Here is a 3,126-nt window from a genome sequence, read left to right as displayed (position 1 = left end):
CCCCAGCAGGGAACTGCCTAAACCGTAATGGGAAGGAAAACTTACTGGGGAAATAGAAGATTACCCACTTAGGGAGGGGAAAAATAAGTTTTAGAAAGGAAGAATCGCCATGAAGGATATCACTTCCAAGATTTCAAAGTCTGGTGTTAATGGGCGGGATCGGAAGCCGACCGCCTTTAACATTGGGTGCAATACAGGCTGCTAAAGACTAGCTGGCTTTGAGGTGTCAGGAACGTAACTGGCACCTCCAATTTTTAGATGTGAGAAGGTTATGAAGCTTTCCAAGTTTGTCAAATGCTCTGATCTGGACTTTGAAGTCGATGGCAAGAAAACGAAAGTCTTGTTGGACTGTCGCACGGGGAAAATATTCCTAGCGAATTGCGAGATTTTAAATGGGCTGGCGAATATGGGTCGCCTTTCTGACGAAGAAATAGACACGATACTGAGTGACAGGTGGGATGACCTTGAATTAAAAAAATGGGTTGCGACTGTAAAAGCTGCTCAAATAGATGAAGCGGTCCTTAGAATCGTTGTTTTACTAACTAGTCAATGCAATTTAGCATGTGGATACTGTGGTCAGGTCCACGAGCGAGGTACAATTTCGGAAGATTTTGTTTCTGAATTTAACGTGTTTCTACAAGAATCAATCTCCGCGCACCCTAGAGTGAGCCACATTGAGATTTGCTGGTTTGGCGGGGAACCTATGCTTGCGTTGTCGAAGATTAAATCCTTGTCTGGCATTTTGGATGCTGTATGTCTTCATTTCAACCTCACCTGGTCATCCAGGATGGCTACGAATGGGGTTCTGCTAACTTCGAAGCATACCGAGGAACTCGTCTCTATTTCGAAATTAAAATATATCGAAGTTACTCTAGACGGACCGGAAAGAATACATAACAGTAGTCGCCCTAAGCGTAAAGGGCGGTACGGGGGATTTACGGATATCGTTAGAAATTTAAGTGAGGTTCTCTCTGCAGAGGGGCTTGCTGACCTGGAGGTTTCCGTAAGAATCAATCTTCATGCTGGTAACGCTGATTCAATCGACGAGCTTCTGATTGATCTGAGTGAACGAGGATTCGCCCAATGGGAAAATTTAAGTTTGAATTTTGCCCCGGTTTTTAGTTGGAGTGACGAAAGCGACCGAATTATGGTTGAGCGACATAAGTTAGCGGAGAGGGAACTTGAACTTCAGAATCTTGCCTTTAAATTGGGTTTTTCTTCCTGCGTGATACCAACCGATGTGAAGCGGAGTTTGTGCGTTGGTGCCCAAAAGATGTCGGTAGTATTCGATCCGACGGGGCAGGCATTCAAATGTACAGAGCATCCACTGACTCCTGGATATGAGGATGCGTGTATCGGGAAAATAGAGGAACGTTCATCTCTTTTTGAAAGCATCGGAGGGTATCAAGATTGGCCTAATCGCATGGAGAATGGAGATGTAATCTGTTCTCAATGCTCATTCTTGCCTATTTGCGGTGGATCGTGTCCGCGCCAGTGGGAAAAAGGCACAGCCGTACCATGTCCACTATTTACTTTTAACACACCGGAACGCCTTTCCGTGTTGGGAAAGAGACTCGGTCTGGAAGTGTGTTCGTGAAAATCAAAAGATCTACTTTTCTTGATGCATGGCTTGTGATTGCAAATAACGTCATTGAATCTTTCAACGGTGTAATGGTACTGCTTCTCATCGTTTTGTGGCTAACCCTTGATTTCCTCCCAAAGACTCGTTTAGATCCGCCCGCAACGATTTCTTTGTATCTAGCGCTAGTGGGTCTGGTTGTGCTTGCGGTCTTTGCACGTTCCGGACAGGTTGCAGACAAGTTCGCGCCGCATAAGGTGGCGGAGTTGTCTCAATATTTGAACATCGCTTCCATGGTGCTGTTTGCTGCAATATTAACTTTCGCTTCTCCGCGATATCCACTGCTTGTGTTGGCAATTATGGCGATATTGCAGCTTATGTTCACTAACCGTGATATCCTATTCGATTCTGCTGTCATGGTGATCATTAGCAGTCGAGTGCCAGAGGAAAGGCAATCGGAGTTCTTTACTTGGAACTTCAGAGCAAACTTGGTTGTTCCGCTGACAGCACCGATCGTTGGAACATGGCTGTTTGAACACAACAAATATCTGGCCATCGGGGTGTGTACCCTATTAAGCCTTGCATCTGCAGCACTGTTGAGCTGGACTCGGAGGAAATGGGTTCCTAGGGATACTTTCAACGAGAAACCGGATATTAGCTTGCGTGCTTATATACGTGAATTTTCCCGGAAATTGGATAAGAAGGAAAAAGATTTTCGTGGGTTCAAGGCATTCAAGCACCTCAATTTCGCTGGCATTATCCTGTTCATCATGGCGGCGGAGGCTTTGGGAAACCGGTCTCGGGAAGCCTACGACGTGTTTTTTGTCACTGAGACTTTCCACCAACCTGCCACGTCTTTTGGCCTTATCTCGGTGTTCATGTTCATCGGCACGGTTTTGGGAACATCGTTGAAATCCGTAATTGCCAGCAGGTGGAAACAGTGGTGGTGGCCTGTCGCGTTTTACGTTGTGTTTGCGTTGAGTTTTCTTAGTCGTGGTCTAGCACCCAACGTGTTATTGTTTCTCCTTGCAGGTGGAGTCAATGGATTTGCAGCGGGTTTTTCTGGAGGAATCTTTGAGGTTGCCTGGGTATCCAACACCACTAAGGAACACCTCGGTGCGGTTAGCGCGGCGAAGTCTGCCTACTTCACAATCGTCTCCACTGGGGGTTATCTTATATGGGCGGTATTTGCATGGTGGGGAAACTCCGTTAGCCCTACGTTCATGGCGGATTACGGTTACCGGATTGCCTGTGTCATAGGTGGGGGATTCATCCTTATTGCTGCGGTAAGTTCAATAAGGTTGTATCGACACGTGGACTGGACCGGCACTGCCGAACCGATGTCTACTGTGACTACACCAGAGACGAATGCGGAAGCCACAGAGTCCACTGATTGCATATAAAACCTAATTGCATAAACCACGAACACTAGAGCTAGGAGTTCGTATGTTGGGCGGTAGCAGAGGGAAGACACTTGATTGGCATTATTTGTGTTGCTGAGGGTGCTTTGCCTAAGGAGGGGACGATGGATTTCAAGGAGGGGGAAG

At 46.6% G+C, this 3,126-nt stretch carries 2 protein-coding genes; both read left to right on the top strand.

All coding sequences use genetic code 11. The features are described 5' to 3' along the window. Positions 1-271 precede the first annotated feature (271 nt). Positions 272-1,597 carry a radical SAM/SPASM domain-containing protein gene (locus HMPREF3044_RS01900; protein ID WP_070739045.1) on the top strand — a complete coding sequence of 442 codons (1,326 nt, stop codon included), beginning with the start codon at positions 272-274 and terminating at the stop codon, positions 1,595-1,597. Continuing rightward, positions 1,594-2,982 (top strand): MFS transporter, encoded by a 1,389-nt coding sequence (locus HMPREF3044_RS01895; protein WP_246820840.1) that lies wholly within the window; start codon positions 1,594-1,596, stop codon positions 2,980-2,982. Before HMPREF3044_RS01900 ends, HMPREF3044_RS01895 begins: the two co-directional genes overlap by 4 nt. Positions 2,983-3,126 lie beyond the last annotated feature (144 nt).

It is taken from the genome of Corynebacterium sp. HMSC073D01 (assembly GCF_001815555.1).
Classification (GTDB): domain Bacteria; phylum Actinomycetota; class Actinomycetes; order Mycobacteriales; family Mycobacteriaceae; genus Corynebacterium; species Corynebacterium glucuronolyticum.
The sequence above is the reverse complement of the archived record's forward strand: the minus strand, read 5'-3'. Positions and strand labels throughout refer to the sequence as shown.

What these genes read in the sequence shown, in the direction of transcription:
- HMPREF3044_RS01900 (WP_070739045.1), top strand. Translation starts at nt 272, where the DNA reads ATGAAGCTTTCCAAGTTTGTCAAATGCTCTGATCTGGACTTTGAAGTC.